This is a genomic window from Chryseobacterium sp. DT-167 (assembly GCF_058310155.1).
In genome coordinates, this window is record NZ_JBZEEQ010000003.1 from 110,675 (window position 1) to 137,620 (window position 26,946).

The 26,946-nt window shown below is 34.5% G+C and carries 28 protein-coding genes; 12 read left to right on the forward strand and 16 right to left on the reverse strand.

Going from position 1 to position 26,946, the window contains the following annotated elements; all coding sequences use genetic code 11:
* The first annotated feature begins 56 nt into the window (after positions 1-56).
* Together AC4FQ5_RS05230 and AC4FQ5_RS05235 are read left to right on the forward strand one after the other, a co-directional pair.
* The gene (locus AC4FQ5_RS05230; RefSeq protein ID WP_491141440.1) at positions 57-1,118 is read left to right on the forward strand and encodes an efflux RND transporter periplasmic adaptor subunit; all 1,062 of its coding nucleotides are present in this window, start codon (positions 57-59) and stop codon (positions 1,116-1,118) included.
* Between the two features lie 6 nt (positions 1,119-1,124).
* Complete coding sequence (locus tag AC4FQ5_RS05235) at positions 1,125-4,313, forward strand: efflux RND transporter permease subunit (protein ID WP_491141441.1); 3,189 nt, start codon at positions 1,125-1,127, stop codon at positions 4,311-4,313.
* A 368-nt stretch (positions 4,314-4,681) separates the two neighbouring features.
* Here the strand turns inward: AC4FQ5_RS05235 and AC4FQ5_RS05240 are convergent, their stop codons facing one another.
* Positions 4,682-5,278: a T9SS type A sorting domain-containing protein gene (locus tag AC4FQ5_RS05240; RefSeq protein WP_491141442.1), complete on the reverse strand. Its 597-nt coding sequence runs from the start codon at positions 5,276-5,278 to the stop codon at positions 4,682-4,684.
* Positions 5,279-5,430: 152 nt separating this feature from the next.
* Between AC4FQ5_RS05240 and AC4FQ5_RS05245 the strand changes: the two genes are divergently transcribed.
* A complete protein-coding gene (locus AC4FQ5_RS05245) occupies positions 5,431-6,303 on the forward strand; it encodes an AraC family transcriptional regulator (protein ID WP_491141443.1) in 873 nt (290 codons plus the stop codon).
* A 167-nt stretch (positions 6,304-6,470) separates the two neighbouring features.
* Here the strand turns inward: AC4FQ5_RS05245 and AC4FQ5_RS05250 are convergent, their stop codons facing one another.
* From AC4FQ5_RS05250 to AC4FQ5_RS05285, 8 genes are all read right to left on the reverse strand, one after another.
* The gene (locus AC4FQ5_RS05250) at positions 6,471-6,917 is read right to left on the reverse strand and encodes a KTSC domain-containing protein (protein ID WP_491141444.1); all 447 of its coding nucleotides are present in this window, start codon (positions 6,915-6,917) and stop codon (positions 6,471-6,473) included.
* A 129-nt stretch (positions 6,918-7,046) separates the two neighbouring features.
* Complete coding sequence (locus AC4FQ5_RS05255) at positions 7,047-7,442, reverse strand: hypothetical protein (protein ID WP_491141445.1); 396 nt, start codon at positions 7,440-7,442, stop codon at positions 7,047-7,049.
* Between the two features lie 143 nt (positions 7,443-7,585).
* A complete protein-coding gene (locus tag AC4FQ5_RS05260; protein WP_491141446.1) occupies positions 7,586-7,969 on the reverse strand; it encodes a hypothetical protein in 384 nt (127 codons plus the stop codon).
* A gap of 27 nt (positions 7,970-7,996) precedes the next feature.
* The gene (locus AC4FQ5_RS05265; protein WP_491141447.1) at positions 7,997-8,569 is read right to left on the reverse strand and encodes a hypothetical protein; all 573 of its coding nucleotides are present in this window, start codon (positions 8,567-8,569) and stop codon (positions 7,997-7,999) included.
* 23 nt (positions 8,570-8,592) lie between these two features.
* Positions 8,593-9,174 carry a GDP-mannose pyrophosphatase NudK gene (gene nudK / locus AC4FQ5_RS05270; protein WP_491141448.1) on the reverse strand — a complete coding sequence of 194 codons (582 nt, stop codon included), beginning with the start codon at positions 9,172-9,174 and terminating at the stop codon, positions 8,593-8,595.
* Between the two features lie 34 nt (positions 9,175-9,208).
* The gene (locus tag AC4FQ5_RS05275; protein WP_491141449.1) at positions 9,209-10,117 is read right to left on the reverse strand and encodes a TIGR01777 family oxidoreductase; all 909 of its coding nucleotides are present in this window, start codon (positions 10,115-10,117) and stop codon (positions 9,209-9,211) included.
* A 21-nt stretch (positions 10,118-10,138) separates the two neighbouring features.
* Positions 10,139-10,480 (reverse strand): hypothetical protein, encoded by a 342-nt coding sequence (locus AC4FQ5_RS05280; protein WP_491141843.1) that lies wholly within the window; start codon positions 10,478-10,480, stop codon positions 10,139-10,141.
* 2 nt (positions 10,481-10,482) lie between these two features.
* Positions 10,483-11,079, reverse strand: coding sequence for an HPP family protein (locus AC4FQ5_RS05285; RefSeq protein ID WP_491141450.1), 597 nt, complete (start codon positions 11,077-11,079; stop codon positions 10,483-10,485).
* Positions 11,080-11,327: 248 nt separating this feature from the next.
* On the opposite strand from AC4FQ5_RS05285, the gene pnuC reads away from it, so the two are divergent.
* Both pnuC and AC4FQ5_RS05295 read left to right on the forward strand, forming a co-directional pair.
* The gene (gene pnuC, locus AC4FQ5_RS05290; RefSeq protein WP_491141451.1) at positions 11,328-11,924 is read left to right on the forward strand and encodes a nicotinamide riboside transporter PnuC; all 597 of its coding nucleotides are present in this window, start codon (positions 11,328-11,330) and stop codon (positions 11,922-11,924) included.
* The gene (locus AC4FQ5_RS05295) at positions 11,911-12,930 is read left to right on the forward strand and encodes an acyl-CoA dehydrogenase family protein (protein WP_491141452.1); all 1,020 of its coding nucleotides are present in this window, start codon (positions 11,911-11,913) and stop codon (positions 12,928-12,930) included. The genes pnuC and AC4FQ5_RS05295 overlap by 14 nt, the downstream gene beginning before the upstream one ends.
* A gap of 97 nt (positions 12,931-13,027) precedes the next feature.
* Here the strand turns inward: AC4FQ5_RS05295 and AC4FQ5_RS05300 are convergent, their stop codons facing one another.
* Positions 13,028-13,429 (reverse strand): hypothetical protein, encoded by a 402-nt coding sequence (locus AC4FQ5_RS05300; RefSeq protein WP_491141453.1) that lies wholly within the window; start codon positions 13,427-13,429, stop codon positions 13,028-13,030.
* 275 nt (positions 13,430-13,704) lie between these two features.
* Here AC4FQ5_RS05300 and AC4FQ5_RS05305 point away from each other — a divergent pair, with 275 nt between their 5' ends.
* The 5 genes from AC4FQ5_RS05305 to AC4FQ5_RS05325 all read left to right on the forward strand — a co-directional run bounded on the left by AC4FQ5_RS05305 (position 13,705) and on the right by AC4FQ5_RS05325 (position 17,812).
* Positions 13,705-14,037, forward strand: coding sequence for a single-stranded DNA-binding protein (locus tag AC4FQ5_RS05305; protein WP_491141454.1), 333 nt, complete (start codon positions 13,705-13,707; stop codon positions 14,035-14,037).
* Positions 14,038-14,059: 22 nt separating this feature from the next.
* Entirely contained in the window at positions 14,060-14,521 is a 462-nt protein-coding gene (locus AC4FQ5_RS05310; RefSeq protein WP_491141455.1) for an HRDC domain-containing protein, read from the forward strand.
* Positions 14,522-14,660: 139 nt separating this feature from the next.
* A complete protein-coding gene (gene hisS, locus AC4FQ5_RS05315) occupies positions 14,661-16,028 on the forward strand; it encodes a histidine--tRNA ligase (protein ID WP_491141456.1) in 1,368 nt (455 codons plus the stop codon).
* A 442-nt stretch (positions 16,029-16,470) separates the two neighbouring features.
* Entirely contained in the window at positions 16,471-17,007 is a 537-nt protein-coding gene (locus AC4FQ5_RS05320; protein ID WP_491141457.1) for a PH domain-containing protein, read from the forward strand.
* 7 nt (positions 17,008-17,014) lie between these two features.
* Positions 17,015-17,812, forward strand: a complete 798-nt coding sequence (locus tag AC4FQ5_RS05325) for a class I SAM-dependent methyltransferase (RefSeq protein WP_491141458.1) — start codon at positions 17,015-17,017, stop codon at positions 17,810-17,812.
* A gap of 55 nt (positions 17,813-17,867) precedes the next feature.
* Here the strand turns inward: AC4FQ5_RS05325 and AC4FQ5_RS05330 are convergent, their stop codons facing one another.
* From AC4FQ5_RS05330 to AC4FQ5_RS05340, 3 genes are all read right to left on the reverse strand, one after another.
* The gene (locus AC4FQ5_RS05330; RefSeq protein WP_300351240.1) at positions 17,868-18,110 is read right to left on the reverse strand and encodes a YtxH domain-containing protein; all 243 of its coding nucleotides are present in this window, start codon (positions 18,108-18,110) and stop codon (positions 17,868-17,870) included.
* Positions 18,111-18,207: 97 nt separating this feature from the next.
* The gene (locus AC4FQ5_RS05335) at positions 18,208-19,050 is read right to left on the reverse strand and encodes an isoaspartyl peptidase/L-asparaginase (protein WP_491141459.1); all 843 of its coding nucleotides are present in this window, start codon (positions 19,048-19,050) and stop codon (positions 18,208-18,210) included.
* A 56-nt stretch (positions 19,051-19,106) separates the two neighbouring features.
* Positions 19,107-19,991, reverse strand: a complete 885-nt coding sequence (locus AC4FQ5_RS05340) for a cyanophycinase (protein WP_300351245.1) — start codon at positions 19,989-19,991, stop codon at positions 19,107-19,109.
* Positions 19,992-20,188: 197 nt separating this feature from the next.
* Between AC4FQ5_RS05340 and cphA the strand changes: the two genes are divergently transcribed.
* On the forward strand, positions 20,189-22,816 hold the full coding sequence (gene cphA / locus AC4FQ5_RS05345; protein ID WP_491141460.1) for a cyanophycin synthetase: 2,628 nt from the start codon (positions 20,189-20,191) through the stop codon (positions 22,814-22,816).
* A gap of 68 nt (positions 22,817-22,884) precedes the next feature.
* Entirely contained in the window at positions 22,885-23,643 is a 759-nt protein-coding gene (locus AC4FQ5_RS05350) for a hypothetical protein (protein WP_491141461.1), read from the forward strand.
* A 43-nt stretch (positions 23,644-23,686) separates the two neighbouring features.
* Here the strand turns inward: AC4FQ5_RS05350 and AC4FQ5_RS05355 are convergent, their stop codons facing one another.
* The 3 genes from AC4FQ5_RS05355 to AC4FQ5_RS05365 all read right to left on the reverse strand — a co-directional run bounded on the left by AC4FQ5_RS05355 (position 23,687) and on the right by AC4FQ5_RS05365 (position 26,934).
* Positions 23,687-24,871, reverse strand: a complete 1,185-nt coding sequence (locus AC4FQ5_RS05355) for a hypothetical protein (protein ID WP_491141462.1) — start codon at positions 24,869-24,871, stop codon at positions 23,687-23,689.
* Positions 24,872-24,948: 77 nt separating this feature from the next.
* On the reverse strand, positions 24,949-25,782 hold the full coding sequence (locus AC4FQ5_RS05360) for a type 1 glutamine amidotransferase (protein WP_491141463.1): 834 nt from the start codon (positions 25,780-25,782) through the stop codon (positions 24,949-24,951).
* 33 nt (positions 25,783-25,815) lie between these two features.
* Entirely contained in the window at positions 25,816-26,934 is a 1,119-nt protein-coding gene (locus AC4FQ5_RS05365) for a carboxylate-amine ligase (protein WP_300351257.1), read from the reverse strand.
* Positions 26,935-26,946 lie beyond the last annotated feature (12 nt).

Sequence of the window (26,946 nt, forward strand, 5' to 3'; positions counted from 1 at the left end):
CTTCGATATTTAAAAAAAGAAATTCTAATTACATTAAAAAATAATCATTATTACAAATGAAAAAAACTTTAATATATATCATCGTAGCCGCAGTGCTTATTGGTTTGGCAGCCTGGAAAATTGCTGATAACAAAAAAAAGCAGGAAACTGAAGTAAAAGAGGTTGCAAAGCAGGTTGACAAGATCAACGTCAATGTAATTACTGTTACCAGAGAAAACATCAACACAGATTATTCGGCAAACGGAACTTTTATCCCAAAACAGGAGATGAATCAGTCTGCTGATATTTCGGGAAGAGTAGTGAGCGTTTTTGTGAAAGAAGGTTCAAGAGTAGGAGCCGGACAAGTGTTGGCAACAATCAAAAGAGATGCAATTGAAGTAGACGTCACTCAGGCTCAGAATAATTTGCAGAATGCCATTGCAGATAATCAGCGTTACGAAAATGCTTACAAAACAGGAGGTGTTACAAAACAACAGCTTGACAACTCAAGATTGCAGCTGAAAAATATGCAGGCTGCAGTAAGAGCACAAGGAGTGAAAATCAATGACACAAGCATCAGAGCCGGAATCAGCGGTACGATCAACAAAAAAATGGTAGAGCCGGGAATGGTGGTTGCACCGGGAACAGCCTTATTCGAAATTGTAAATATCAACAGCCTGAAACTGTCAGTTTTGGTAGACGAAAGCCAGATCGGAAGAATTGCTTTGGGCCAGGAAGTGGCAATCAATGTGAACGTTTTACCTGAAGAATCTTTCACAGGAAGAATTACATTTATTGCTCCGAAAAGTGATGCTTCTCTTAATTTCCCTGTAGAGATTGAAGTACAGAACAGAGGAAACCTGAAAGCAGGGATGTACGCAACAGCTTTATTTAAAACAAACAATGGGGCAGAAACTCAGAATATGCTGACTGTTCCTGCGGAAGCTTTTGCAAATGGTGTAAGCTCAGGACAAATCTTCATCGTTCAGAACGGAACTGCTAAAATGATTACTGTAAAAACAGGAAAAGTATATGGTGATAAAGTACAGATCATCAGCGGACTGAATGGTGGCGAACAGGTAATTACCAGCGGACAGATCAATCTTGATAACGGTTCAAAAATCAATATCGTAAAGTAACAGAAGATGAAGTTAGCAGAAATATCCATTAAAAGACCATCCCTGGTTATCGTATTGTTTACGATTCTGACTTTAGGAGGTTTATTAAGCTACTCCATGATGGGGTATGAGTTGATTCCGAAGTTTGAAACCAATATGGTAACCATTTCCACGGTATATCCCGGAGCTTCACCTGCAGAGGTGGAAACTTCTGTGACCCGGAAGATTGAAGATGCTGTAGGTTCTTTGGAAAACGTGAAAAAAGTAGAATCATCTTCTTACGAGAGTTTATCGGTAATCATGGTTCAGCTGAACACAGGAGCCGATGTAAACTATGCTTTGAATGATGCACAAAGAAAGGTAAATGCTATTTTGGCAGATCTTCCGGAAGACGCAGATCCTCCTTCTTTACAGAAGTTCTCACTGGATGATTTACCGATCATGACGTTGAGTATTACCAGTAATAAACTGAATAATAAAGAGCTTTATGATCTTTTAGATAAAAAAATAGAACCTATTTTCTCCCGTGTAAACGGTGTCGCTCAGGTTGACCTTGTTGGTGGGCAGGAGAGAGAAATTCAGGTAAGTTTAGATGAAAAGAAACTGCAGGGTTACGGGCTTTCTATCGGAGATGTGCAGCAGGCAATTCTTTCATCAAATTTAGATTTCCCTACGGGAGCTCTTAAAACAAGAACTTCAAGATCTACTATCAGACTTTCAGGAAAGTATAGAAATGTAGAGGAGATGAATAATCTTGTGGTTTCCAATAAAGACGGAGCGCAAGTGCGCCTTTCTGATATTGCGACAGTTTTTGATACACAGAAAGATGTAGAGAAAGTGGCAAGATTCAATCAGAATCCTACGATTTTGATGCAGATAAAGAAACAGTCAGATGCCAACGCGGTATCGGTTTCAGAATCAGTTCAGAAGACCATTGCTCAGGTTCAGAATAATTATAAAACTCAGGCTGTCAACGTTAGTATTGTAGATGATTCTACTAACTTTACTTTAGAGGCTGCAGATCACGTAATTTTCGATTTATTCCTTGCAATTATCTTGGTGGCAGTGGTAATGTTGTTATTCCTTCACAATATCAGAAACGCATTCATTGTAATGGTTTCGATTCCGGTGTCTTTGATCGCAACTGTGATTGGGATGTATTTAATGGGATATACCTTAAACCTAATGAGTTTATTAGGGCTATCGTTGGTAGTTGGTATTCTTGTGGATGATGCAATTGTGGTTTTGGAGAACGTTTACCGTCACATGGAAATGGGGAAAAGCAGAATACGTGCAGCATACGACGGAGCTTCGGAAATCGGATTTACGGTAACAGCGATTACGATGGTAATCGTGGTGGTATTCTTACCAATTGCAATGAGTTCCGGTTTGGTTGCTGATATCTTGGCGCAGTTCTGTGTCACGGTTGTTATCGCGACAATGTTCTCATTATTGGCTTCGTTTACCATTATTCCCTGGTTGTCTTCAAGATTTGGTAAACTGGTTCATTTGACTGGCAAAAATCCTTTTGAGAAATTTATCCTTTGGTTTGAAAAACAATTGGAAAAATTCACACACTGGATTTCCGGAATTCTTGAATGGGCTTTAAAATCAACTTTAAGAAGAGTGATGACAGTAGTGGTAACATTCATTATTTTGATCTCTTCATTTATGTTGGTGGCATTCGGATTCATCGGGGGCGAATTCTTCCCTAAAATGGACAGAGGACAGTTCCTTGTTCAGATGGAATTACCAAAAGATGCGTCTGTAGAAAAAACCAATCAGGTTACTTTAGCTGTTGAAAAATATCTTAGAAATGATAAAGATGTTGTAGATATGATCACCACAGTTGGCCAGCAGTCGTCAGGTTTTGGTGGAGCGCAGGCAACATTGTATCAATCAGAAATTCAGGTAATCTTGGTAGATAAATCTGAGCGTAATGAAAGTACAGATATTAAATCAGCAAAAATTAAAAGAGCTTTAGAAGAAAAATTCACAGGAGTTGAATTTAAAACAGCACCAATCGGATTAATGGGAGCAGATAATGCACCGATTGAGATGGTAGTAACGGCTCAGGATAACGCAACGGCAAATAAGGAAGCCAACAGAATTCTTGCTTTGCTGAAGAAAGTTCCGGGATCTGTAGATGCTGAATTATCAACTGACTCAGGAAACCCGGAAGTTCAGGTAAATATCGACAGAGATAAAATGGCTTCTTTAGGTTTAAATCTTTCAAGCGTAGGACAAACGATGCAGACTGCATTCAGTGGAAATACAGACGGAAAATTCAGAGCAGGAGAGTATGAGTACGATATCAACATCCGTTTTGGTGACGCCAACAGACAGTCGATTGATGATGTAAGAAATCTGATGTTTACGAATCCGCAGGGAGAGCAGATCAGACTGAGCCAGTTTGCAGATGTGAAAATGGGATCAGGACCGAGTTTGCTGGAACGTAGAGATAAAGCACCTTCTGTTAAGGTAAAATCTAAAGTAGTAGGTCGCCCTGTAGGAGATGTTGCCAACGAATGGGCTGCTCAGTTTATGGAGAACGAAAAAACAAAACCTGCAGGAGTAAGCTACATCTGGAGTGGTGATATGGAAAACCAGACCGAAGGTTTCGGTACTTTAGGAATCGCTTTATTGGCGGCTATCGTATTGGTTTATCTGGTAATGGTTTCGTTGTATGATTCATTCGTTTATCCTTTTGTAGTATTGTTCTCAATTCCTTTGGCATTGATCGGGGTAATGGTTATTTTGGCGATCACCGGAAATTCACTGAACATCTTTACGATGTTAGGGATGATCATGTTGATTGGTTTGGTAGCGAAAAACGCGATTATGATTGTCGATTTTGCCAATATGAGAAAAGAAGCCGGATCAAATACGCATGATGCCTTGATTCAGGCAAACCATGCACGTCTTCGTCCGATCCTGATGACAACGATTGCGATGATCTTCGGTATGATTCCGATTGCGATTGCAAAAGGAGCCGGAGCCGAGATGAATAATGGTCTAGCCTGGGTAATCATCGGGGGTCTGACTTCTTCATTATTTCTTACTTTGATTATTGTTCCTGTAGTGTATTCACTATTTGATTCAATTCTTAGAAGAATGGGTAAAGGTGAAAAAGTAGATTATGAAGCTGAAATCAAAGCTGAATATGAACACAGAGAACTAAGTGAAGACGGATTTACTCCGAAACACGTAGACTAATATAACAACCTTAATTAACCTCAAAGCGCATCAATTGATTGATGCGCTTTTTATTTTTAATTTAATATGTCTTTTGTCTTAAAACAAAAATAACGGATAGGAAAACAAATGAACGGATAATTCCGCAGCCTCAAAATTCCGTTTATCAACCTCAACCGGTAGATCCGAAACCCAACAGATCTATAAATAACCTCATCAGTTCCGTAGACAACGTGAAAGATTGGGTTTAAAATAAGTAACAAGGGGTCACATATAAAAAATACCTAAATATTAAATTTTTGAAACAAAAAAAGTTAGATTTTCTGAAATTTTCAGCAAAATCTAACTCTAAAAACTATATAAAAATCTTTAATCTGATAAACAGACTATTATTTCATATTGATTATTTTATTAAAAGCTTTACCACCTTGTTCTACCGTGATAATGTAGTTTTCAGCTGTATTGGGGTTTAGATCAAAAGTCAGATCCAGCTCACCATCTGTTGCAGATTTAGTTGAGTTGTAATAGATTGTATTTGAAAAATCTGATACAGTAATCTTTACAGCAGTTTTTAAACCAGAGAAATGCAGTTTTGCTTTATTTCCGTCTACAGAAAATTCAGGTTTTGCAATTTCTGCTACAGGTTTCTTATCAATGTTTACTTTCTTATCAGCACTTACATTTATTTTATATTTCTCAATTTTCTGATCAGATTCTACGATTAAATAATAAATTCCGGAATCAAGATCTTTAAAATTGTAAGATTTTGAAACATTCTCGTCTGAATTCAAAGCTTCAGAAAGTAATTCGCCATCGTTGTCACTGTAGATTGTTACAGAGACATTCTTTGCGTTTGCCACTTCAAAGGTTACCGTTTCTGCTTCGTTTTTTCCAAATGAAAGAGAAAAGTCCTTTTCTTTACTCATCGCACTCATTGAGATAGATAAGAAACCGATCATCAAAACTGATTTAAATACTTTTTTCATAATAGTAATTTTTCACTTGTTAATACTGCAAATTTAGATCAAACCTCAACGCCATTCTACTATACAATTTTCTTATATATGTGTTATTTTAACCTTAAGATTAATTATTTAAATAGTATTTGTTAATTTTGCATACAAATAATCATATTAAAATGAAACATTCGCATCCCGCCTTTGAAGCCGTAAAACCCAATCTGGGAAGCAGTTTTACAAGTTTGAAGTTTTTAAAAAACGAAAATATCAAGTCTCACGTCTGGCATTATCATCCTGAAATTGAGCTCATTTTCGTCTGTGGAGGTTCAGGAAAAAGACAAATCGGAAGTAATATCTCTTATTTTTCAGATGGGGATCTTGTTTTAATGGGAACCAATCTCCCTCATTGTGGCATGACCAACGAAAATACCAACAACGACTATGAAATGGTCATCCAGTTCAAACCTGATTTTTTGGGCGAAGAAATGTGGACTTTACCTGAAATGCAGAAGATTGCTAATTTATTGGAAAAAGCAAAAGCAGGAATTGTATTTTCCGAAAATATCAAGAAAGAAATAGGGCTAAAAATTGCAGAAATGCACGAATTGTCTTCGCTGGATAAGCTGATGAAATTTATTAAAATTCTGGAAGAGCTTGCCTCTACAAACGAATACAGAATTTTAAATGCCGGGAAATATTATCTTCAGACGCAGGTGGAAGATAATGAGAGAATCAATCACATTTTCAATTACGTAAAAGATCATTTTAAAGATCAGATTACCTTAGAAGAGATCTCTGATCTGGCAAGCATGAAAGTGCCTTCATTCTGCCGTTATTTCAAGAAAATTACCAATAAGACTTTCACTCAGTTTGTGAACGAATACAGAATTACCCATTCCCTGAAACTTCTCGCCGAACAACCGTTGAGTATTACTGACGTCTGCTTTGAATCGGGTTTTAATAATTTCAGTTATTTCAACAAAACTTTCAAAGAATATACCGGGAAAAGCCCGTCTCAGTATAGAAAAGAATTTAATTACTTATTAGATTAAGCACTTTGATATTACAAATTCAAATACCTCAACCACGTCACTTCGAGTAGGTTTTTGAAGAAAACCGTATCGAGAAGCTGATTATTATCAAACAAAAAAACCGCATTCAGAGAATACGGTTTTATATTTTTAAACTGTTGCTACAGCAACTTTTATTTTCAAAAAAATTAGTCAGCCATCACTTCACCAGACTTTCTGAAGATAAAGTTTCCATAGATATGTCTTCTGGCAAAACGGCTTGGAGAATCTGCATTCACCATTTTAATGTAGGTATTTCTTGGAACTCCGATGTATTCAAACATTTTTCCGTTCAAATGCTGAACTTTCAAAATCGATTTTTCAAGATAGAAATCCTGAATATTAGATTTCGTGATCGTTTCAGTATATTCTTCTTTATATTTTTCCTGAGTTTCAGGGTTGATGCTTACCAAAAAGTGATAGGCTTCAATGATTGATTTGCTTTTTTCTTCTGCAGCCAGTTTCCCTTCTTCATCATTGATAAATTTATCAGGATGCGTATCTTTCATCGTATTCCTGTAGATTGTTTTTAAATCTTTTAACGTAGCAGTTTTATCTACCCCAAGAAGTTTTCTGTGTTCGCCTATTCTTTTCATAACGGATGATCCTTTTTACGGGATGCAAAATTAGGCTTTTTAATTGAGAAAAGCGTAACTTATTCATTATTAATTTATTTGGAAACAATGTTTTAATTAAAATTAATAAAGTATTTGATAAAAATAGTTCTAATGCAGTGTATTATTGGCGGTATTAATGTATATAATCTCGGGATTTTTACCATCAAGATCTCTTTTTGATCTGCCAAATAATCCAACTTCAAGATCATTTGGAGATTTATTTTCAATTTCAGTGGGAGAAACATACGTGTACATTCCGTATCCGTGACCTGCAACAATCCAACCTTCGGTTTTTAATAAACGGATTGTATTAAAATCTCCTGCAGGTCCTCCTGCAAACACAGGTCCGAATTCTTTCATCATAACAATTGCTTCATCATTGATATTTTTCACCTGTGTAATATCATCAAAAATAATATAAGTACCATTTTTGAAAAGTACCCAATCCTGAAATTTAGGGCTTATTGATAATTTAACGTTCTCAATTAATTCTTTCTCACTCATTTTATTAGATTTTTTTTGAGACTTATTATTTATTGTGTCATTGATTTGTACTTGATCAGAACTAATATTTACAACCTCTTTATTCTTCATTTTTGGATGACAAGAAATTAGTAAAATTAATATTGAACTTATATAAATATTTTTCATGATTTTATTTTCCTTTGAAATTCAGCAAAAGCCTTAAAACTCTCAGAAAACCCCAGATGAAAAATCGCATCAGCATAAATGAAAATCATCACATAAAATGGAACTTCCTGCAAAGGCGTAAAGGTTGATGAGAAAATAACTGAAAGAGCAAGAATAATCGTAAGCGAGAATAAAATAATAGAAAGAATTCGTGCCCAGTTTTTACCGATATAAACTAAATATAAAAGTCCTACTGTCAGACAAAAGCGAATGATTTGTGAAATTAGTTTTTTAACATCAAGTTCTGGAACCGAAGATTGATAGAAATAAATGGTATATAAACTCACCAACAAAATTGCAGCAAAAATAGAAAAAGTTCTTCTCTGACCTTTTTTTTCCAATGGATTCATCTACGTTTTTTTCTAAGTTTAGTTTTCCTGATCAAGATAGGTCAGTTTAGCATCTTTCACAAATTCATCAAAACTCATATTTTTAGTAGCTTTAGAATTCGTTAATTCTAAAAGATAAATGACTGAGTTCGGAAGATTTCTGTTTCTGGTTGACAATCGGAATCGTTTTACCTTTTCATTTACATCTAAAAAAGGAAGTTCAGAAATTTTGACTGAAACATTATTTACATCAAAAGATGCTTTCGGATCTTTTTGCAGTTTTAAAAATCTTTTCTGAGTTTTATCGGTAGTTTCATCAAGAAATTTATTCATCTGGTAATCCGTAAGAAGTTGAGGATAAACCAGTCCTTGCTGTAAGACAGAAACAGTTAATTTATCAGCTTTTTCAAAAAAAAGCGCTTTATTATCAAAAAGAATATGGTTATCTTTTGTAATGATTTTACCCTCAAACTTTTTATAATTTTTCTTTTTGTATTCATTTTTAAAATGCTGAACAGCGTGTTGATCTCTTGAACTCAATACTTCTTTTTTCTGTCCAAATACTGCAACAGAAAATAACAAACAAAGTATTACAGAAAACTGAAGTTTCATAATTTCTATTTTTTATAAATATTTTACAACCTGTTTTTGATACGCAAATGCTGAAGCAGCATAATGGTTTTTGCATCTTTGATCTCACCGGAATCAATCATTTCAAGGGCTTTTTCAAAATCAATTTCAAGAACCTCAATGTCTTCACCTTCATCTTCAAGACCGCCACCGTTCGTTATTTTCATTTCACTTGAATATTCGGCAATGAAAAAATGCAGAATTTCTGTGACAGAACCCGGTGACATATACGCTTCAAATATTTTCTCGACTTTTGATATTTTATAACCGGTCTCTTCTTCAGTTTCCCTTTTGATGCATTCTTCAGGATTGTCATTATCCAGCAAACCTGCGCAGGCTTCGATCAGCATTCCTGTAGAATTTCCGTTAATGTAAGTCGGCATTCGGAACTGTCTCGTTAAAATTACTGTTTTTGTGGCTGTATTGTACAATAAAATAACAGCGCCATTTCCTCTGTCATAGGCTTCTCTGCTTTGAGATTCAACGGTTCCGTCTTTTTTCTGAATATTGAAAGTGACCTTTTTCAAAGTATACCAGTTATCTGACAAGATTTCGGTTTTTTCAATATGTATGTTTGGATTTTTCATAGATTTTACAATCTTGATAAGATATTTTTTTTAATTAATTTTCAGTTAAAAGATTTTTTAATGCCGGTGTTAATTCAGGGAATTTAAATTGAAATCCTACACTTTGAAGCTTTTCGGAAGAAGTTCTGGAACCTTCAAGCAGTGCAACAGACAATTCGCCAAAGATAAGTTTCATCACAAATTCAGGAATGTTTGGCATAAACATAGGTTTATCTAAAACTTCCGCAATTTCTTTCGTAAAATTTTCATTGTCAGTATGTTGAGGTGCAGAAGCGTTGTAAGCTCCATTCATGCTTTCGTTTTTTAGAGCAAATTCATAAACCGAGCAAAGATCATCAATATGAATCCACGGAATATATTGTCTTCCTGTTCCAATTGGCGATCCGATTCCAAGTTTCACAGGAACCGACATCTTTTTCAAAGCACCTTCTTTTTCGGAAAGCACAATTGATGTTCGTACTTTTACAACTCTCTCCGCAGTACCTTTTTCTAAAAATTCGTCTGCTGCTTTCTCCCAAAGAATAACAACTTCACTCAGGAAATCATTTCCTTTTTCATCATCTTCTTTAAATATTTTTTCGGAAGTAATCGCTCCGTAAATTCCAACCGCAGAAGCCGAAATGAAAGATTTTAATTGAATATTTTTCTTTTCTAATGTTTCTAAAATCAATTTCGCAGAATCAACACGGCTTGAGATGATTTCTTTTTTTCTTTCATCTGTCCATCTTTTTTCCGAAATATTGGTTCCGGCAAGATGAATGATGTGATTGACGTTTTCAAATGCACGTTCATCAATAGTTCCTTTTTCAATATTCCATTCAAAATCATTTTCATGTTTTTTAGTTCGTGTCAGAAAGCGAACAGAATATTCGTTTTCAAGTTTTTTGGCTAAAACTTTTGCGACAGATCCGCTGGCTCCGGTGATTACTACAACTTCTTTCATGTATTGATTTTGGAATTTTTTTTAATTCTTAACAATTAAAATATAATCTTCGTCTAAAACTTTATAACCCTGATCGTAAACAAATTTGTATTCCGACCCGTTTTTATAGACTTTGATTTGCGTAAAATAATTAAAATCAAAACCTAAGCCATCAAGTTTTGACTTGGCAATTTTGGTTTTTCCTTCGATATTGATGTCGCTCAAGATACGGTAATTTCTGCGGAGTTTATTATTCACATTCCGCATCAGATTGCTAGAATCTTTGTTTTGCTTGTTGTTGTAAGCATTTCTACAGGCGTCATTGCAGAATTTTTTATCTGATCTTCCAATGATTTTTTCGCCGCATTCGAGACAGTCCATAATAATTAATTTTTCAAAGAGTGTTTGTGTTTTTTATGAAGAAGTTTTTTCCACTTATTGCTTGTAGGATAACTTCTGTTTTTTGTGATATTATTAAAAAATAAGGCGACCAAAAGTAAAATAATACATCCCGACAAAACAGGAGATAATACATACCAATATCCCAGTTCAGGAATTTTACCAGTTGAGGTCACAGCAATCAAAGCTGTTGCGCCACCTGGAGGATGAAGTGTTTTGGTATATTGCATTAAAACAATTGAAAGTGCAACAGCCAAAGGAGCGGAAAGCCATAAAATATCAGGAACAATCTGATAGACAGTAACTCCAACCAAGGCAGAAAGTACATGCCCGCCAACAAGATTTCTAGGTTGAGCAAGCGGACTTTGAATTGCTCCGTAAATCAAAACACTTGATGCGCCGAACGAACCGATAAGAAAAACATTTTCCTGCTCCAACAAATAATGAGACTGCAAAAAAGCGATGATTCCAATTCCAAAAAAAGCACCAAGAAACGACCAGAAATGTTCTTTATAATCGACAAGCGTTTCTCTATAAATCACATATTTTGATACACGGTAAGTTCTTCGTAGTGTCTTCTTCACAGTTTGGTATTAAAATTTAAATATACAAAATATCCATTTGAAAACGGATGGCAATTTCATTTGACAAATAAATTTAGCTTGAATTAATTTTTTATTGTCAGAAAAAAGTTCCAATTTTGCGCAATCAATGGGGTGCTGCACGATTGCGGCTGAGATGATACCCAGGAATCTTCCACACCTGATCCGGATAATACCGGCGTAGGGAATTTGATTTTATCATCTCATCATTTAATTTTATAAAAGTTAATTTGATGCAGGAAATTTTACAACAGACAACCTTGCCTGAATGGTTTGGGGTCTTCTTTTCGGTTTTTCAGGTTTTATTAGCCCGAAAAAACAACTCAAACAATTATCTGTTTGGTATTGCAGGAGTTTCACTCACGCTTTATGTAATGATTACCTCTAAACTTTATGCAGAGTTTACGCTCAATCTTTACTATTTAATCATGAGCATTTACGGTTGGCTTTACTGGAAATTTGGAAAGCGAAAATCTGAAACTGTGATTTCCGAAACAACAAAGAATGAAAAATTAATTACTGTTGGAATTGTCATTGGAACTTTCAGCCTTTTCTGGTTTTTTCTGACGCATTTTACCGATTCTGATGTTCCGATTTGGGATTCTTTGGTCAGTGCTTTTGCGTGGGCAGGAATGTGGTTGATGGCAAGAAGAAAAATTGAAAACTGGATTTTACTGAATCTCAGCAATATCATTGCAATTCCTTTATTGATTCACAAAGATCTTTATTTGTATGCAATTTTAACGGCTTTCTTATTCATCATCGCTATCTCTGGATACCTGGAGTGGAGAAAAATAATTAATAAAAAAGAGAATGCTTACGCCTGAAGAAATCAAAAAAGAAATGTTGGGAGCTTCTGAAGTTTCTGCGTCAATCATGAATCAAATTCATCATGAAAGATTGCTTCAGATTTGGGTTCCGAAAATCTATGGCGGATTGGGTTTTCGTTTGAAAGAAGGTTTGTCTGTATTGTTTGATTGGTCAAAAATCGATGGAAGTTTAGGTTGGATGTTGACTTTATGTTCGGGAGCCAATTTTTTCTCAAGAAATTTACATCCGAATATTGCTAAAGAATTTTTTGCCGATTCAAAAACCTGTTTCGGAGGTAGCGGAATGATCGGCGGAACTGCCGAAAAACAAAACGACGGAACTTTCACGATCAACGGGCTTTGGCATTTTGCAACCGGAGCGCCACATTTAAGTCATTTTACTTTAAATGCTACATTAACTGAAAACGGAATTCCTTTGCTTGATGAATCTGGCTGTGAAATCGTTCGTTCATTTGTCATTTCCAAAGATCAGGCAGAAATTATTCCCAACTGGAAATCGATGGGGATGAAAGCAACCGGAACCTATTCTTTTAAAGTTGACCATGTAAAAGTTTCGGAAGATTACAGTTTTGTTTATGATGAATTTTTTACTGATGATGCAATTGACAAAATTCCGTTTAGAGTTTTTGCAGATTTGACTTTGCTGGTCAATTATCTTGGAATGGCTTCTCATTTTTCGGAGGAAGCGATTAAAATTCGACCTCAACTTGATTTAAAATTGTTTAATCAAAACATAGAAAAGCAAAAAGAAAATGTAATGCATTTTGCAGACGAGATTGAAGATATACTGAATGATTTCGAATTAATAAATTTTGAAAAGCAGACAGAAATTCACAACTACTCGACAGATTTGGTCGAAAGTTTATCGCATCAGATTTTGGAGATTTATTTTCAGTTGGGAATCAAAGCAACGCATACAGATTCTGTTATTTATCAGATTTTTTGTGATTATTTTACGGCAACGCAGCATTCTAATTTTAGGAGAGAGTTTGTGGAATCTTAATTATTTGTTGGGGTTAAATAAATTTATTTCGCCATTTTGGTGATTTTATGATGGTAAGAAATAAAAGTGCAAATATGCAATTTTGCCTATTTACAGTTTAGTTTATTATTTGTTGTATTTCTGTAAGCAACGATTGTTTCTCTCCTTCAGTCAAGTTGTTGTTAATTCCATCCAATGCATATTCAATTTGATGTACATCTTGTTTACACCATTTAATCATTCTGTTAATCCCACTTTGAGTAATTATTCCTTCTTCGTTTTCAAATTTGGGAGGTGAGGACAAATGAACCAATTTAGTATAATTCTTCAAAACAAGAACTACCTTCCTATTATCTTCTTCTTGTTGCAATCCATATTTTATAAAATGGGTAGAGTCAAAGCATACAGCTTTAATTTGTACGCCATCAAATTCTGTCTGATCATGCTCGTCAAATATCCACCATAGATATTCTTTACCATCGACATAGGTTCTACTTTTATTTTTCTTGCTTATTGCCATTAATCGTTTTCTAAATTAAACATTTTATATCCATATCGTTTTTTTTTAAAGGAGTTGCAGGATTCAAATATACATAATAAAATTTACTGGAATTAAAATATTGCGTTTGTTTAAGTGGTTGATTTTTAAATGTAAATTAGTTTTCAAACGACTACAAACGTATTCAAATAATTTTCACCCGATTAAATTTCGAAACTTGAAGAATCTTTGCAACAGAGATTTGAGAAAACAGTGAACGTCTCTTATCTGAATAATTAATTAAAAAAATAAAAGTTATGTCACTAAGAAACAAAGTTACCCTAATTGGTCACACAGGAAAGGAAGTAGAAATGATGTCATTCGACAACGGAACTCTAAGAGCTACAGTATCATTGGCAACAAACGATCATTACACCAATGCAAAAGGTGAAAAAGTAGAAGAAACACAATGGCACAGTTTGGTTGCGTTTGGAAAAACTGCCGAGATCTTTCAGAAGTATGTTCCGAAAGGAAAAGAAATTGCCATCGAAGGAAAGATTACTTACAGATCGTATGATGATAAAGACGGAGTGAAGAGATATGTTACAGAAATAAGAGTAGATGAGCTTTTACTTCTAAGCGGAAAATAAATGTTAAATTCTAAAATCACAAATGATGAATATCAAAGTTTTAAAAGTAAGAATTGCAGACGAATTCTTGCTGCAAGATCAAAAAATGATTGATGATTTTCTAAACAATCACGAGATTGTAAAAGTAGAAACAGCTTTTGTACATGATGAAAGTTTCTGGTCTGTAGTTTTGTATTTTAATGAATATAAAACTGCAGTCAACAAAAATGTTGTCAAAGATTCAAAAACTGCAAAATATTCTGCTGAAGACGAAATGCTGAATCCAGATGAAATAGTAATTTTAGATGCCTTAAAAATCTGGCGCTCGGAAAAAGCAAAAGAACAGAATCTTCCATCTTATTTTATTGCAACCAATAAAGAACTCATTTCTGTAGCAAAGTACAAACCTGCAAAAATTGAAGAACTGCTTGACATAAAAGGTTTCGGAAAACATAAAATTGAAAATTATGGCGAAGAGATTTTGGAAATCTTAGAAAGTGTATGATTATTCTCAAAATAAAATACAAATGATCAAGTGAAAGTCCGGAGAAATTTTATCTCCGGCTTTCCGGGTGTTAAAAGTCCTTTCAATTCCTTATTTTTGCAAGCAATTATTCATTACCCATTATTTATACTGATTAAATATGAAGCCAAGCTTAGCAAAAGGAACGAGAGATTTTACTTCATTGGAAGTTTCTAGAAGAAAATACATCATCAATATATTACAGAAGAATTTCGAATTGTTCGGATTTCAGCCTTTGGAAACTCCAAGTTTTGAAAATCTTTCCACGTTGACAGGGAAGTATGGAGAAGAAGGAGATCGTTTGATTTTTAAGATTTTGAATTCAAGCATTAATGAAGCTAAAGATGATAAGAAAATTCAGATGCAGAATGATTTTCAGAAAGCTTTAGATAAACCTTTCAGTTCAGAAAGTCTTACTGATAAAGCACTTCGTTATGATTTAACAGTTCCTTTCGCAAGATTTGTTGCCATGAATCATGGGAAACTGACTTTCCCGTATAAACGTTATCAGATCCAACCGGTTTGGAGAGCAGACCGTCCACAAAAAGGAAGATTCAGAGAGTTTTATCAGTGTGATGCCGATGTTGTAGGAAGCGAAAGTCTTTGGCAGGAAGTTGATTTGGTGCAATTGTATTTAAAATCTTTTGCTGAATTAAAAGTTTCGGTAACCATTCACATCAACAACCGAAAAATTCTTTCAGGTTTGGCAGAGTATGCCGGAATTACAGATAAGTTGATCGACTTTACAGTAGCTTTAGATAAACTGGATAAAATTGGTAAGGATGGAGTCGTGAAAGAACTTTTGGAAAGAGGTATTTCACAGGAATCAATCGATAAATTAGATTTCTTATTTAGTCAATCCAATGATGCTTTGGAAAATCTTCTTCAGTTAAAAGAAAAATTTGCAGGAAACGAAACGGGATTAAAAGGTGTCGAAGAATTGGAATTTGTTCTGACTCAGTCGGTAAATTTAGGAGTTGATATTCAGAATTTAGTTTTTGATATTACTTTGGCGCGTGGATTAGATTACTACACCGGAGCCATTTTCGAAGTAAAAGCTGACGAAGCCCAAATGGGTTCTATCGGCGGCGGCGGAAGATATGATAATCTGACTGAAGTTTTCGGAGTAAAAAATGTTCCCGGAATTGGAATTTCTTTTGGCTTAGACAGAATTTATTTAGTGATGGAAGAATTAAATCTTTTCCCTGAAGATGCTACTTCAAACGTAGAATATCTTTTTGCTAATTTTGGAGGAGAAGAAACTTTGGAAGCTTTAAAACTGATCATTCAGTTAAGAGAAAAAGGAATTTCCGCAGAGCTATATCCTGAAAGTTCAAAAATCAATAAACAGTTTACGTACGCTGAAAAGAAAGGAATTAAAAATCTTGTTTTCTTAGGTGAAGAGGAAATTAAGAATAGAACAGTGACTTTTAAAAACCTGAAAGCTGGAGAGCAAAAGACAGTTTCTTTGGAGGAGTTTTTAGGGTAAGAATTTTGAATTTCGAACGAAAAAAATATTATAGCAATAATCACCTTTTCTTTATTGGAATGGTGATTATTATGTTAATATACGCTTTGTATACAGATAATAAATATCACAAAACTACTGAAAATGGTGTGAAGAGTTCACATATTGTTACACGTCAAAATTGTGGGAATTACCGAAGAAGCTCATGTAGTGTAGTAATTAATGTGGATGGAAAAGAATATTCAATAAAACTAAGTTTTAAAGCTTGTTCATATTTTTCTGAGCAATCAACAATCAGTGTTTATTACCTTAAAGAATATGATGAGTATATTTACAAAGTAAAAGATTACAAAGATAAGTTTAAGAGCGTATTTCTATTTCTACTGATTTCATTATTGCCTTGGACTTATTACCATAATCGCTATATTTCTAAACATTTAAAGATAAAAAAAAACAAAAACCAATGAACGAAAAATCAAGATTAGAACAAATAAAAGACGAACTCGATAAATTAGATATAAATCCTACATTTTTTGCGAGAAAAGAAATCCGCGAATTACCCAATATTCTTTCTACAGACGAAAAAATTGTTTATCTAGTCGAAGGAAGAAACAAGACATCAAAACATCACATCATTTTAGTGGGAACCGACAGAAGGCTGATTTTTATCGATAAAGAATTTATGTACGGATTGAAAGTTGAAGACTATTCTTACGATAAAGTAGCTTCCATTCAGTACGAAACTTCATTGATGTTAGCTTCAATTGATGTGAACGTTTCCGGATATATTGTAGAAATAGATGGAGTAGGAAAGTACGAAGCAGAGTTATTTTGCGAAAAAGTAAGAGATTTCATGTCTCGTCCAAAAGAATTTTCTCAATCTAAGTCTGAACCAACTATTCTTGATCAGTTAGAACAGCTCGGAAGATTAAAAGAAAGTGGTGTTTTGACAGAAGATGAATTTATTGATCAGAAGAAAAAACTGCTTGAAAAACTATAACTAAATCATGAAAAACTATTTAGAAATCAACAAAAACTCATGGAACGCAAGAGTAGAACCCCATCTGGAATCAAATTTCTACTTTGTCGATGAATTTTTAAAAGGAAGAAATTCTTTAAATTCTATCGAACTCGAACTTTTAGGCGATATAAAAGGAAAAACTATTTTGCATTTGCAGTGTCATTTTGGTCAGGATTCTATTTCCATGTCGAGGTTGGGTGCAAAAGTTACAGGGATTGATTTATCGGATAAAGCAATTCAGGCTGCGAAAGATTTAGCTGAAAAATGCGAAACAGATACTGAATTTATTTGTTCAGATGTTTACGATCTACCCAATGTTTTAGACCAAAAATTTGATATTGTTTTTACGAGTTACGGAACAATTGGCTGGTTGCCGGATCTTGATAAATGGGCAAATGTTGTCAGTCATTTTTTAAAACCTGACGGAGAATTTATCATGGCAGAATTTCATCCCATAGTTTGGATGTACGATGATGATTTTAATGGAGTTGCCTATAATTATTTTAATGAAAAGCCCATTATAGAAACCTCTGAAGGAACCTACGCAGATACTTCGGCAGACATTGTGCAAGATTATATTTCCTGGAATCATCCTTTGTCTGATGTTTTGCAAAATCTGATCAATAAAAATTTAATTGTTGAAAAATTTCAGGAATTTGATTGGTCACCATATCCATGTTTTAAGCATGTTGACGAGTTCGAAAAAGGAAAATGGAGAATCAATAAATTCGGAAACAAAATTCCAATGGTTTACGCCATAAAAGCAAAGAAAAAGTCATCATAATTGATGACTTTTTCCTTATATAAATGTAAATAATATTAAAATATGTTATCTGACCTTAGATGTTTGAAGCGGTATCTTCAACTTTGGTTTTAGCTTCATCAAATTTACTCTGAGCCTGAGAAGCTACATCATTTGCTTTGGATTTCAGATCATTTCCCCATTTGTTGAGGTTATCTTTTGCACTGTTGATTTTGTCTTTTACAGCTTGTTGCTCTTCCGGAGTAGACTTTTTATATTTCCAATATGCAAGTGCTCCAATTCCTAGTAATGCTAATAATCCATTTGTCTTATTTCCCATGATTTCTGATTTTAAAAGTTATATTAAATTGTTATACAACTAAGTATGTAAAATACGTGCCAAAAAATAAATGGGATTGATAAATAAATGTTAAAATTTAATTAAAGATTTCAAAATTTTTACCGTCATAACTTGCAAAAACCATTGTAGGATAAGAATCCTGATGATATATGTTTCCATCTTTATCAATCGCAATTGCTCCTGCAAAACCATCGATTGTTTCTAGCTCAGCGAATGTTTTGTCAAAAGCCTGTTTCAGATTCATTCCGTCTGTCACTCTAGTGACGATTTTTGTTGAGGTTGCATTGCTTACAATGTCTTCACCGACCCCTGTACAACTTACGGCACAGAATTCATTGGCATAATTTCCTGCAACTGTTGCAGAATCTGAAATTCTTCCCGGAATTTCGAAGCCTTTTCCTCCCGTTGAAGTTGCAACAGAGAGTTTTCCTTCTTTATCTAATGCAACACAGCCAACTGTTCCTTTTCCGCCAGTTTTTAATTTAGCTTCATATTCTTTTCTTCGCTGAGGAATTTCAGTTGAAAAGTTTTCAAAACCGTGTTCATTAGCGTAATTTTTAGCACCGCTTCCACCCAAAACTCTGTCATCTTCTTTCATTAATTCTTTAGCTACAAAAATCGGATTTTTCACATTCTGAATATTGATTACTCCGCTCATTTTCTGAGTTTCACCATCCATAATTGCAGCACTCATTCGGATAATTCCATCGCTTTGAATCTGTGAGCCGATTCCGGCATTATACAATTCATCATCTTCCAAAAGTGAAACTGCATAAGCAACTGTATCAAATGCTGAATGCGATTCTAAATATTGATAAGTCTTTTGAGCAATTTCTTTTAAAGAATTTTGTTTGGCAACTTTTACATCATGGCTCTGATCGCTTTCAGAGAAAAAACCGCCGTGTATTATGATTTTCATAGAGTGTATTTACTTTTAAATATATAAAAAAAGTGAAGAAATCTTCACTTTATACTTTATGTTTGAGGTATAGGATTAAACTGAGAATTTTCTATCGTCAGTTTTCTTGTCGTTAAATCATAATGATCGTTCATCGACATTACGTGAACGGTAAGATTATCAATTGAAATTGGCTCACCCAAATTGATATTGGTAAGATTGGTGTCTTTTATAAATCTTCCGTCAACAATAATTACCAATCCGGAACCTACAGCCGTCATTGTATCATTATAAATAAAAAGTCCGGTATCTTCACCTAAACCAATTCCTAAAGTTCTCGGATTATTAACAACCGCCTGAAAAAGACGACCGATTCTTCCTCTCTGTACAAAATGTGTATCAACAATCACATTGTCAATTAATCCTAATCCTTGTGTAGTTTTTATTTCTCCTTTTAGAAGAGCTTCAGAACTGCTTCCCTGATAAATCATATTTTCAGAAGCAGCAGCAGCACCTGCAGAGGTTCCGGAGTAGATAAAATCCTGCTCCATATATTTCAGTAAAATCGTATCATGAAATCTTGTACCGCCAAGAATAGAAGTTAATCTCAATTGATCACCACCGGTAAACATGACAACATCTGCAGCATTTGCTCTTGCAACAATAGCATCAGAATTGGCTTCTTCACGGTTATGTATATCAAGAATGTTGACATTTTTTGCTCCTAAAAATTCAAAAGCCTTTTTATATTCTGCACCTACAATTTGGGGAATTTGTGATGCAGTTGTGATTACCTCAATGATTGAGTTTTCTTTATTTTTTGATTCAGTGATGATTTTTCTTAAAATTCCTCTTTCAAAAAAGTTAAGATTTTTTTCAATATTCTGATCGTAATCGGTTTCTGAGAAACTGCCTTTATTAACAGCTCCCCCGATAATAATTAATTTTCCAACAGGTTTCATAGCTGGCAAAGTTAGAAAATTATTAATTGTTGAGAAAATTTCAAGGGAGTTTTAATGCATTTGTATTGATTTTAAATTGATTGTGAAATTTAAAGTTTTTTAATAAATCTTTAACGACACTGTGGTTTTTTTTAAGGTTTTACATTATCTTTGATTTTAAAAGATAATTTTATTAATATAAATTTCGGCACTAAATTATGAAAATTGAGAAGATACAAGCTTTGAGGGGTCCTAATATTTGGAGTATTAGAAGAAAGAAGTTGATACAGATGCGTTTGGATCTTGAAGAGATGGAGAATTTTCCTACCAATAAAATTGAAGGATTCCGTGAGAGAATAGAAAATCTGATTCCTTCATTAATTACTCACAGATGTTCTGAAGGTACCCACGGAGGTTTTTTTCACCGTATAGAAACCGGAACATGGATGGGGCACGTTATAGAACATATTGCTTTAGAAATTCAGACTCTTGCAGGAATGGATTCCGGATTTGGAAGAACACGTGAAACAAAAACTCCCGGAGTTTACAATGTTGTATTCGATTATATCGAAGAAAATGCCGGTATCTATGCTGCCGAACAGGCTGTGGAAATTGCCCGTGCTTTGATAGACGGAAATGAATATGATATCAATGCTTGTATCCAAAGACTAAAAGAAATCAGGGAACGAGTACGTCTAGGTCCTTCTACCGGAAGTATTGTAGAAGAAGCGGTTTCCAGAAAAATTCCTTGGATCAGATTGGGAAGCAATTCTTTGGTACAATTGGGTTATGGAGTCAATCAGCAAAGATTTCAGGCTACCATTACAGGGAATACGAGCTCAATTGCAGTAGATATTGCGTGCAACAAAGAACTGACAAAAAGAATGCTTCACGAGGCAGCAATTCCTGTTCCCATCGGTGATTTGGTTACCAATGAAGAGCAATTGCAAAATGTCATTCAGAAAATTAGCTATCCGATCGTAATCAAACCTTTAGACGGAAATCACGGGAAAGGTTCTTCGATCAACGTGAACGATTGGGAAGTTGCAAAAACAGGTCTCGAACATGCTCAGAAATATTCTAATAAAGTAATCGTTGAAAAATATGTTACAGGATATGACTTCCGCGTTCTGGTTATTAATAATAAAATGGTTGCAGCAGCCAGAAGAGTTCCTGCCCATGTAGTGGGTGATGGTGAGATGAATCTTCAGCAATTGATTGATAAAGAAAATCAGGATCCGAGAAGAGGCTACGGTCACGAAAATGTTCTTACCGAAATTGCTGTTGACAAAGACACTACAGAATTGCTTGATAAACTTCATTACACTTTATCATCAGTTCCTCAAAAAGGGGAAGTTGTTTATCTAAAATCAACCGCAAACCTTTCAACAGGCGGAACTTCGATTGATGTTACTGATATGGTACATCCGGAAAATATCACGATGGCTGAAAGAATTTCTAAAATCATTGGTTTAGATGTTTGCGGAATTGATATTATGGCAGAAAATCTTACTCAGCCGTTAAAAGAAAGTGGTGGAGCAATTATCGAAGTAAATGCTGCTCCCGGTTTCAGAATGCATTTAGCACCAAGTGAAGGTCTTCCGAGAAACGTTGCGGCTCCGGTTGTAGATATGTTGTATCCTCAAGGAAAGCAGTTTACCATTCCAATCATTGCAGTGACGGGAACCAACGGTAAAACGACAACGACAAGACTTATTTCTCATATTGTTAAAAATAACGGATACAGAGTAGGTTTCACAACTTCAGATGGTATTTATATTCAAAATACAATGCTGACGAAAGGCGATACTACAGGTCCTATTTCTGCTGAATTTATATTAAAAGATCCAACGGTAGAATTTGCAGTTCTGGAAACTGCAAGAGGTGGAATCCTTCGCTCTGGTTTAGGTTTTTCTCAATGTGACATCGGAGTTTTAACAAATATTAAAGAAGATCATTTAGGTTTAAATGACATCCACACCCTTAAAGATTTAACCAAAGTAAAAAGGGTAGTACTCGACAGCGTAAAGAAAAGCGGATGGAGTGTTTTGAATGCTGAAGATGAGTATTCAATGAGAATCGTCAATGATTTGCCAAGCAATGTAGCGATTTTCAGTTTAGATGAAAATAACGAACACATCAAAAAGTTTGCGAAGGAAGGACGTACGACCTGCGTTTATGAAGAAGGCTACGTTACAATCAAAAAAGGTGACTGGAAAATCAGAATCGGAAAAGCAAAAGATTTCCCGATTACCATGGATGGTAAGGCAAGATTCATGATTGATAATGTTTTGGCAGCAAGTTTAGCATGTTATCTGTATGGGTTCGGGATTGAGGATATTTCAAACTCACTTCGTACATTCATCCCAAGTGCGCAGCTTACACCTGGAAGACTGAACGTTTTTAAATTTAAAAATTTTAAGGTACTGATCGACTTTGCTCACAATCCTGCAGGATATGAAGCGATTGAAGATTATCTTAAAAATGTAGAATCAACCAAGAAGATCGGTATTATTTCAGGAGTTGGAGATCGCAGAGACGAAGATATCAGATTATGCGGTAAAATTGCAGGCAGAATGTTTGACCATATCATTATAAGAAATGAAAAACACCTTAGAGGAAGAACTGAGGAAGAAATTAATGGTTTGATTATCGATGGAATGCAGGATTCTGGAAGAGATGTGAGTTATGAGACGATTCCAAAAGAAATTGATGCTCTAAAACACGCTATGGGAATGGCTGAAGAAGGTACTTTCATTACTGCTTTGAGTGATGTGATTTCTAATGCCATAGATTTGGTGCAGGAATATCAGGCGAGAGAATTGCTTGAAGATGGAAAGGTTTAATTAAAAATAAAAGAGTTAAAATTTTCGGCGGCATCAAAAATGCCGCCGAAATTTTATAAAAATATTTTATGAAAGTAAGATTTAATGATCGTCAAAATTTTAAAAACTTAGATGACTATTTGGTCATAGGGTTTGGTTTTGATGAGAACAATTCGCGATTTTATTTTATTGCTGATGATAACTTCTGTATTCATCGGATGTTTACTTTGGAAGATTATATTATTGATGGTAGCCTCGCAGATTACATAAGGCGTGATAATTTGAATGGAGGAAGAGAGTTTTATTTAGAAAATGCCATAAATGATTTGCGAAAAGATCTCATCGATTATAATTATATAAATAATCCTTATTATGACCATATAAATAATCCGTATAAGAATTTTAAATATTTTGAAAATAAAGGTTATCCAATTTCAGAAGAATATGAGCGAAGAATATTAAATGAGCAGGCAAAATTAGATCGTATCGAAGGATTTTTAATGTTTGCAAACAGATATCTTTTAGTAAATTTCGGAAGAGCTAGTTATTCAGAAGGCTTTGAATTTTTTAAAGGTAATTCGTTAGACTATTTACTCGAAAAAAAGACGGAAGAGCCATATTATTTACCAGTAATTTACTACGAAAGCGAACTTAAAGAATTTATAGAAAAACTTTTAAATGAGCAAGAAAAGCGGAACTATTATGCCGATATGTTAGCAGGATTGATTAAAGCAATCTTCTTAAGGGATATAACATCTGTTCAAAGAATTAAAACCTTCTATTATGATTGTTTTGTAATAGAATATGAAAATAGTTTTTATAGCTTGTGCAAATACTGGACATCCTAAAACAAAACCTCAGAAATTTCTGAGGTTTTTTATGGTTTGAATTTTATTCTTCTACAAAAAACGCATTAGAACTTCCAATCCAGATGGCATCTTTTTTATTGAAATCAACGTTAACCATTGCTGCCTTCGTCATTCTCCCTAAATTCTCTAATAAAATAGGACGCTCATCTTCATCTCTCCAAATGTAAAGCAAACGAATCTCTGCCTTTGAAAATTCTCCGTTGATGTCTTCGAAAATAGGTTCGTAAGTAACTTTTCTTTGCAAAATATAGTTTTCTTTATCTTCAATCGCGTCTGTAATTTCTTTTGTCGGATTTAAATTAACTCCGCTTCCTGCGAATGAAAATAATGGTTTTAAGACAAAGTTTTCAAGATTTTCAGTTTCAGGAAATTGATGTAGAAAATAGCTTTTCGGAACGAACTGATGTTTCAGCATCGGTAAAAGAAATTTTGAAATTTTAAAAAACCAGTTAGGGTGAGTGATCCAGTTTACGTCTGCTTCTTCACGGAAATCAAATTCAAGCTGAAGATCAGGAATTCTATCTAATTCGTCAAAAATGACACGGTTGTAAATCCTGTTGATTTGAATCTTTTTACCTTCATGTTCGTAAAATAATTTTTTGCCTTCTTTTTTCACTTTCGTCAGGCAAACTGTCTTTATTCCCAATAATTTCTCAGTTAAAGCAAAATCTATTGCCGTCTTTTGTTTTTCAGGAAAAATTTCAAGTAAGATAACATTTTCAGGATTTTCGTTACCAACAATCAATTCTTTCAAATAATTTTGAAATTCTTCCTGTGGCATTTTACTCTTGATTTCATTTAAAAACGGATAAACTTCACAAAACGTTTCCTCAAAAACTTTCTGAAAAGCATACAAAGAAGGGAAGGCTTGTAGCTCAATGAGTTGAGGTTCTATTTCGCCGTTTTCGCTTTTGCAGATTCCAAAATCTATCGTGAAAAAGTGTGGCTGTTTGGTGTCATTCGGGACTTTGCAGTTTTCGGGAATGGCTTTTTCTAAAGTACCTTCCGGTAAAGCTTTGATTTGATCGATAATACTTTCACTCGCATCAATAAGTTTGTCCTTAAACTCATTAGTAAGAAACATCGGGCTTTCGGAAAGCCTGAAAGAAGGTGTTAAGCCGCTTTTTTCTTTTAAAATTTCTTTGAATTGTTCATATTTTTCCTGAGTAAACTCCTGATTAAACTGTTTTCGGTATTTTGAAATCATATTTCTTTTTCTTTTGTGATTTAAAAAATCGAGCAATTGTGCCCGATTTTATTGATTGCTTTATTTTTTGTTAAAATTTATGCCATTGCTTCAAGATCTTTCAAAATGTTTTTTTTTGCTAATCTCAAAAATCTTGGAAGAATCTGTGACTGGGTAAGAAGAATTTTTTCTTCATCATCCATTCTGTCAATAGTTTCCAGATATTTTTCCATCCCGAAATTTTCGATCATGGCTTGTCTGTTTTTTTCATCTTTAAGGTTCTCAATCATTCCTGCAGGGTTTGCTTCAGGATGAAACTGGGTTCCGAAAATCTCTTCTGAAAAACGAATCGCCATCACAGCTCTTTCTAGATTTACATGAGGACGGAATTTTTCAATTGCCACGATTTTCATTCCCAATTCTGTAAAACGATTATGATCCGGCTCTATAAATTGATACGCTCTCGAATCTACTGCGTAGAAAGGTTCTGGCAGATTTTTAAATAAAAATTCCTGCTCACCAACTTCCGTTTTATGTACAGGCATCACACCGAATGAATAAGAATTTCTTTTGCAGATATTTCCCAATTTCCAGTGAATGCTTGCTAACTGAAATGAATGACAGATTAAAAACAGAAATTTTTTAGCTTCATTCTGTTGATTGTATTTGTAAACTGAGTCTAAAAAATCAGCAAATTTCTGTTCCCATTCATGACCTTCTCTATGCGGATTTCCCGGACCTCCCGATGAAATAAAAATGTCAAAATCTTGAATATTAGGAATTTCATTTTTAAATCTTACATCAAAAACTTCAATGCTTATATTTTCTTCAGATTGTTGCTGAAAGGCTTCAGATATTTCTTTAATATTTTTAAATCCCTGATTCGCCTGATTATTATTCATATCCAGCAAAGCAATTCTTACATCTCTCATAACTTCATATTTTATGCAAAGTTATTAAAAATATTATGAAGCATTTCCGCCATGAGTGATTCCGTATTCGGTCTCAGAGATCATATAATCAACGACTTTCTTCAGATCACCGGTTTCTTCGAATACTTTAAGCTGTCTGTCGGCACCTGTTCCGTTTTCTAATATTTTCCACGCATATTCAACTTCTTTCCTGCATCCTAAATCGTCTACTACATCATCGATGAATTCAAGCAATTCTTTTAACAAATCTGGATAAGGTACAGATTCTTCCTTACCAAAATCAATTAAATGAGAATGAATTCCGTCTCTTGACGCGCGCCATTTATTTTCATTGAGCAATAATCTTCTGTAACTTCTGAAACTTAAATTCTGTTGATGCAATTTGTAAATTTTAGCTACTAAACTTTGCATAATTGCAGCCAGACAAACCGTTTCTTCGATTCTCAACGGCATATCGCAAATTCTGAATTCAATCGTAGGGTAGAATGGGTGAACACGCAAATCCCACCAGATTTTCTTGGCATTATCAATTGTTCCGGTTTTCACCAAAAGATCAACATAGCTGTCAAATTCCGCCAAAGAATTGAAGTAACTTGGAATTCCTGTTCTTGGAAATTTAACGAAAATCTCTTGTCTGTAAGATCTGAATCCTGTATTTCTGCCAATCCAAAAAGGAGAATTTACAGAAAGCGCATAAACGTGGGGAAGAAAATAACGCATCACATTCTGAATTCTTACCCCTTCTTCACGATTGGGTATTCCGATGTGAACATGCAGACCAAAAATAAGGTTTCCACGGGCAACGTCTCCCATATCGTCAACAATTTTGTTGTAACGTTCGCCGTTTGTGATGGTATTGTGTTCCCAATTTGAAAACGGATGTGTTCCGCCACCGGAAACGCGAAGTCCTTGTTCGTGAGCTGTATTGATGAGGTGTCTTCTGAGATTTGTCAGTTCAGCCTGTGCTTCCTGAATGTTTTGGCAGATTCCGGTTTCCATCTCAATCATTGATTCGTGCATTTCGTGTTTTAAGTTTTCGCTTAAAACAGCTTTTCCGCCTTCGATGATTTTTGAAACATGAGAAACCAAATCTCTGCTTTCTAAATCGATAATCTGATATTCCTCTTCAATCCCAATAGTAAACTGATGCATTTTTTTCCTGTG